The sequence below is a fragment of the Streptobacillus ratti genome (assembly GCF_001891165.1).
In the GTDB taxonomy this organism is placed as follows: domain Bacteria; phylum Fusobacteriota; class Fusobacteriia; order Fusobacteriales; family Leptotrichiaceae; genus Streptobacillus; species Streptobacillus ratti.
The window spans coordinates 1-6,658 of the sequence record NZ_LKKW01000047.1 but is presented as its reverse complement, the minus strand read 5'-3'; the positions used below and the strand labels follow the sequence as shown (position 1 = coordinate 6,658).

Annotated in this window: 6 protein-coding genes; 4 read left to right on the top strand and 2 right to left on the bottom strand. The window is 26.0% G+C overall.

Features of this window, described 5'->3' with window-relative positions:
• Nucleotides 1-231 precede the first annotated feature (231 nt).
• Nucleotides 232-687 (bottom strand): NUDIX hydrolase, encoded by a 456-nt coding sequence (locus BT993_RS06495; RefSeq protein WP_072593764.1) that lies wholly within the window; start codon nt 685-687, stop codon nt 232-234.
• Nucleotides 688-816: 129 nt separating this feature from the next.
• On the opposite strand from BT993_RS06495, the gene BT993_RS06490 reads away from it, so the two are divergent.
• Genes BT993_RS06490 through BT993_RS06475 form a run of 4 tightly spaced genes read left to right on the top strand, consistent with a single transcriptional unit; the run spans nt 817 to nt 6,008 of the window.
• Nucleotides 817-1,089, top strand: coding sequence for an HPr family phosphocarrier protein (locus tag BT993_RS06490; protein ID WP_072593763.1), 273 nt, complete (start codon nt 817-819; stop codon nt 1,087-1,089).
• 11 nt (nt 1,090-1,100) lie between these two features.
• Nucleotides 1,101-2,648: a S1 RNA-binding domain-containing protein gene (locus tag BT993_RS06485; protein ID WP_072593762.1), complete on the top strand. Its 1,548-nt coding sequence runs from the start codon at nt 1,101-1,103 to the stop codon at nt 2,646-2,648.
• A 10-nt stretch (nt 2,649-2,658) separates the two neighbouring features.
• Entirely contained in the window at nt 2,659-5,142 is a 2,484-nt protein-coding gene (locus BT993_RS06480) for a DegV family protein (protein ID WP_072593761.1), read from the top strand.
• Nucleotides 5,142-6,008, top strand: a complete 867-nt coding sequence (locus BT993_RS06475) for an RluA family pseudouridine synthase (protein ID WP_072593760.1) — start codon at nt 5,142-5,144, stop codon at nt 6,006-6,008. The genes BT993_RS06480 and BT993_RS06475 overlap by 1 nt, the downstream gene beginning before the upstream one ends.
• A 226-nt stretch (nt 6,009-6,234) precedes the next feature.
• Here BT993_RS06475 and BT993_RS06470 read toward each other — a convergent pair.
• The coding region (locus tag BT993_RS06470; protein ID WP_143604302.1) for an IS30 family transposase at nt 6,235-6,658 on the bottom strand (424 nt) is incomplete at its 5' end.

Genomic DNA, 6,658 nt, shown 5'->3' with positions numbered 1-6,658 from the left:
ATTATCTCACAACATTTTTATTGAATTTTCAGATAAATTAGAAACTCTTATTTTTTCTATTCTATACTCTAAATGCTTTTTATATTTTCACTAAACCCTATTATACATTACTATATATAACAACTTAATATGTTTGTAAAACAAATAAACTAGTAATGTATATTTTACTATACCAGCTTATAATATCACAAATAGATGCTATAGATTAAATTTAATATTAAACCTCATTATTTATTGTTCTTTTATTACACTAACTAATTTATCATTTTCATATTCCATTCTATATACAAAAAATTCCTTTTTATCATCTATTAAATCTTTAAGGAAATATTTATCTCCCTCCCATATATTTAAATCTAATATCTTGTCTTTAGGTATGTATTTTAAATCTCCCTCATCACAAGCTATCATTTCACCACTAAAATCTTCTGAAGTAAACACATATATGTATTCTGTTATCCCGTTATATACAAAGACAGGCATTCCTCTTAAAACACATTCATTCAAATTATATCCTGTTTCCTCTTTAACTTCTCTTTTTATAGATTCATGTGGACTTTCACCTAGTTCTATTTTACCCCCTACACCTATCCATTTCCCTTTATTTATATCAACTTCCTTTTTATTCCTATAAAGCATAAGGAATTTATTATCTCTAATTAAATAACAAACTGTATATGACTTCATTATTCCTCCTTTCTCAAAGAATACCATATAGCCCATCATTTTTCAATTATTTATCCTCAAATATTGCTATTTCTAAATTATTAATGTATAATATTGTGTAGCATAGATTAATATTTTTAGGTGATCATTATGAACAAAATTAAAGTTAAAGTATTAAACGAACAGGGTATACATGCGAGACCCTCTACTAAAATATGTGCCATTACTACTAAGTTTTCAGGTGATGTATTTTTTAGATGTGATGGAGAAAATTATGATGCTAAAAATATTATGGATATTTTACTAATTGGTTTAGAGAAAGGTAGAGAATTTGAAATAATTGCAGATAATGGCAATGAAAAAGAAGAAATTGAACTACTTAACTCACTACAGAAACTGATAGAAATAGAACAATTTAATTAAGGAGAACACTAATGAACAACAATTTTATGGAAATGTTAGAAGAATATCTTCCTACTAGAGAACAAAATCTAGGTGATAAAATAGAGGGAACTATAATCAGAAAAGATAATGAATATGGATATTTAAATATTCAAAATAAATTAGAGGGACGTATTAGAATTTCTGAAATAGAAGGATTTGAAATAGGAGATAAGATTAAGGTTCTTGTTGTTAAAGAAAACGATGAATTCTTAATAGTTTCAAAAAATATTTTAGAAAAAAAAGAAGCTTTCTCTAATATTAAAAAAGGAGATAAAATTTTTGGTATAATCAAAGAAAAAATAAAAGGAGGATACAGAGTAGATTGTGGATTAATTAGAGCATTTCTTCCATTTAGAAACTCTGGATTAAATCAACAATACATTCCTAATGGAGAACAATTAGAGTTTAATATTACAGAAAAAAATAGAAAAGAAATAGTTGTTTCAAGAACTGAAATAATTAAAGAAAATGAAGAAGCATTCTTAAATAAATTAAATGTAGGAGATAAAATCTCTGGAACTATTTCTAGTAAGTTAGATTATGGTATGATAATTGACTTAGGAGTATTATCAGGATTATTACATAGTAGTGAAATTTCTTGGAATAAAGAAAAAACTCTAAAAGATTTTAATGTTGGAGAAAAAATAGAAGTTAAAATAATTGAACTTAACAAAGAAAATAAAAAAATAAAATTAAGTCTTAAACAACTAGTTGAAAATCCATGGTTAAAAATAAGAGAAAAATATCATATAGGTCAAAATATAGATGCACCTGTTAAAGAAATTTTCTCATTTGGTGTTGTAGTTGATTTAGGTGATAGAGAAGACTTAATACATGTTTCAGACCTATATTACAAAAAAATTAACAATGTAGAAAAAGAGTATAAAAAAGGTGATGTAATTTTCTGTGAAGTTATTGATATAAATGATGAAAAAGAAAAGATTGTTTTAAGTGCTAAAACTGTATTTGAAAAAATATGGGAAAGCTTAGATGATTTCTGTGTTTTAAATGATGTAATAAACATCACAGTAACTATAGTTAAAGACTTTGGATTCTTTGCAAAAACAGGAGAAAATTTAGAAATCTTTGTTCCAAAATCAGAATACTCATGGAATAGATCTGAAAATTTAAATATTAAAGCTGGAGATAAATTAGATGTTAAATTAATAGAAATCAAAAAAGAAGATAAAAATTTAGTTGGAAGTATTAAAAGATTAGGGAAATCTCCATATGATATAGCTTCTTCTAAATTTGATAAAAACACAGAATATGAAGTTGAAATTACTGACATATTAGAAAGTGGATTACTTGTTAAATTAACTGATGATTTCAAAGGATTAGTTCCTAAAAAGGAATTATCTCAAGAACAAATAAAAGATATAAATGAACACTTTAATGTTGGAGATAAAATTAAAGTTGTAGTATTTGATAAAAATAATAATAAAAATTCCATCTTACTTTCTATTAAAAAAATAGAGGAGTTAGAGGAGAAAAAAGAGTTGGAAGAATTAATGAGAATTTATGGTGCCAACAACTAGGAGGATATGAATGGGTATAAAGTACATTGATGCTAAAAGATTAAGACGTATTCTTATAGGTGGAGCTAAATGGGTTAAAAAACATGAAGACTATTTAAATGAATTAAATGTTTATCCTGTTCCTGATGGAGATACAGGATCAAACATGTCTATGACTTTAGAAACAATGAAAAACGATATAGAAAGTAGTACTGTTAAAAAAAGTTCTATGATTGAGGTAATAGATGTTATAGAAGACTCTGTTCTCATGGGAGCAAGAGGAAATTCTGGAACTATTTTATCTCAAATTATTACTGGTTTTTTAAAAGGAATAGGTGATAAACAAAGACTTGAAAGTGCTGATTTAGCTGAAGCTCTGCTTAGTGCTAAAGAAGTAGCTTATAACGCTGTAGATACTCCAGTTGAGGGAACAATATTAACTGTTATTAGAGAAGTAAGTGAAAAAGCAATTGAAATCAAAGATGATGTTGAATCTTTAGATACAATGTTAGAAATATTAACTGCCACAGCAGAAGAAGCTGTAAACAAAACTCCTGAACTTTTACCTAAATTAAAAGAAGCAGGTGTTGTAGATTCTGGTGCTATGGGTCTTTACTATTTCTTCATTGGTATTAGTAAAGCTTTAACTGAAATTAATGAAATAGTATCTTACGAGGCTACAGAGAAAACTTTTGATAGTACACTTAATGATATTACACATGATCCAGCTGAAATTAAATTTAAATACTGTACTGAATTTATAATTAGAAATGCTGATTTTGACATAAATAAGTTTAAAGAAGATATTTTGAAATTAGGAGATTCTGCTGTATTTGCACAAACATCTAAAAAATTTAAGATACATGTGCATACAAATAACCCAGGACAAGCTCTTGAACTTGCCGTTACACATGGAGATCTTGAAAAAATAAAAATAGAAAATATGAAATTACAAAATGAAGGTTTAGTAAGTAGTGAAAAAGAGCAAACTAAGATATTTGTTAATCCTAAACCAAATTTATCAAGATATTCTTATGTTATATTAGCTGATAGCTTAAATTTAAAAGAAGAATTTTTAAATCTTGGTGCAAGTGTTGTATTACTTGGTGGGCAAAGTCAAAATCCAAGTGTACAAGATATCTTAAATGCAATAGCTAAAATAAATAACAACAAACAAATAGTAATATTGCCTAATAATAAGAATGTTATTTCAACTGCAAATATTGCTGCTGAAAAAACAGAAAAAAATGTCTTAGTTATACCAACTAAAACTATGATGGAGGGTTACTATTACTTAAATAGCTACTTTGATACATTAGCAAATACTAAATACAATGAAACATTTAATTATTCTATAGAAATTACAAAAGCAGTAAGAGATACTAATGTTGATGGTTTAGCTATAAATAAAAATGATTACATAGCATTAATAAACACTAAAATTAAACATGCTAATAAAGATATTTTAGAATTAGTTAAAGAAATAAAAGAGAAATATATTAATGCAAATACTATAAATATTACTGTAGTTGAGGGTAAAGAAAAATATGATGATGTAAAATCTTCATTAAATATCCCTAAAACTAAATTTATAAATGGAGAGCAAGAAAACTATCAATACTATATTTATATAGAAAACAAACCTGACAATATGCCTGAGATAGCTGTAGTTACGGATACTGGTAGTGATTTAAGTGAAGAAGATATTAAAGGTCTTCCTATATTCATTACTCCTATTAGGCTTGAAGCAAACGGGGAACACTATAAAGATGGTGTTGATATAAGTAAAGATGAATTTTGGAATAAATTAATAAATGAAGATGCACATTTCAAAAGTGCACAACCATCACCTAAAGAGCTTATGAATCTATATACTCATATATTTAATAGAGGATATAAGAAGATAATAACTTTAAATATCAGTAGCTCTATGAGTGGAACATATAGAACTGTTAAAATGGTTAGATCTAATTTAAATAAAGAAAATGATATTATTCAAATAGATACACAACTTGTTTCTTATCCACTAGGAATATTGGTAAAACAAGTTGCTGAAAAATCTATGCTTAAACATTCTATTTCTGATATTAAAATTTGGGCAGAGAAATTTATTTCTAAAATTAAAACATTAATAGTTGTAGAAGATTTAAAATACCTTGAAAGAGGTGGAAGAATTACTAAAGTGGCTAGATCTATTGGTGATTTATTAAAATTAAAACCTATACTTACTTTCTCTCAAGGAACTTTAACTGTAGAAAAAAAAGTATTTGGAGAAAATTTAGCTATTTCTTATCTTGAAAAAAGTATACAAGAAGTAGCAAAAAAACATAGTATATATGTGTATACTGGTTTTGGTGGTAGTTCAAAACAATTAGATAATGTTAATCAAATATTAGAAAGCATTAAAGGTAATCATAAAATTACAATTGCTGATAAATCTATACAAATAGGGGCAACAGTAGGAGCACATGCAGGTCCAGTATATGCAATTTGTATGATTCCTAAATTATTATAATGAAAAAATATATACTAGATGAAAAAGCATTTAGACTAAAAGTATCTCAATACTTACGTGAATTTCACAACTTTTCTGGAAGAAGTTTACGTTCTATTGAGGTATTTTTAGATAATAAGCAAATAAGAACTACAACAAAACTACCAAAAACTGGAACACTTATAGTTAGAGAAAAAGAAAAAGGAACTGATTTAGTTCCTATTAAAATGAATATTAACATAGTCTATGAAGATGATGATTTATTAATAGTAAATAAAGAACCTTATTTACTTACTCATCCCACTTTGAAAAAGGCTGATAAGACTTTAGCAAATGGTATAGTTTACTATTTTATAGAAAAGTATAATAAAAATCTTGTACCTAGATTTATTTCTCGTTTAGATATGAATACTTCAGGCTTAATAATGATAGCAAAAAATAGTTTTGCTCAATCATTTATTCAATCTGGAAAAGCTAATGTTATTAAAAAATATATGGCACTTACTGAAAACATGTTTGAAAAAGAAGAAATTATAGTAGAAGAAAAGATATATAAAAATGGTGATGAATTGGCTAGAGTAATAGATGATAGAGGACAATATGCTAAAACTAAATTTAAATTAATAAAAAATTATCCTCATCTTGATATTTCTCTTGTAGAATGCGAACTATTTACTGGTAGAACACATCAAATTAGAGTTCATCTAAAACATTTAGGACATCCAATTATTGGAGATAGCTTATATAATCCTGATTCAATTTTTCATAAGATAGCAAAAAGACAAATGCTACATTCATACAAACTTTCATTTACTCACCCTAGCAGTAACGAAAGAGTAGATATAGAAATACCAATCTATCATGATATGTTAGATATATTAAAATAGAGGCTGTTCCGAAATAGAAAGCCCAAATAACAGAAAATCCTACTTGAAAAAAGTAGGGTTTTTTGTACTAAAAACACCTTAAAATATTGATTTTATCATGATTTTACGGTGTAATTAACTATGCTTAAATACAATATAATTGTATCACAAATAAACATCAATTTCAACTTTTTGAAGAATATTAACTTCATATCCTAAATTCCAAAAGTAAATGTCCAAAAACAACTTAAACAAGATTTAAAAGACATTCATAAACTTCATAAGATGTTGAAGAATTGAAAATTTTTCTAGGATAATTATTCATAAAATTTTCAATAAATTTAACATCTTTTTTTCTTAATTTATTCATAGACCTACCCTTAGGAATAAATCTCCTAATCATCTTATTATTATTTTCATTACTACCCCTCTCATTAGAACAATAAGGGTGAGCAAAATACCACTTAATATCTAAATCAGTAATATACTTAACATTAGAAAACTCAGAACCATTATCAGAAGTAATAGAATGAATTAAATATTTATTACTTTTAATAATCTTTTCAACCTCTTTAATAACATTATCATTAGTCTTAGCATCTAATAAACGAACAATATTAATTCTTGATAATCTCTCAGTAAGAGTCATTATCACCTTAGATTTACCCTCT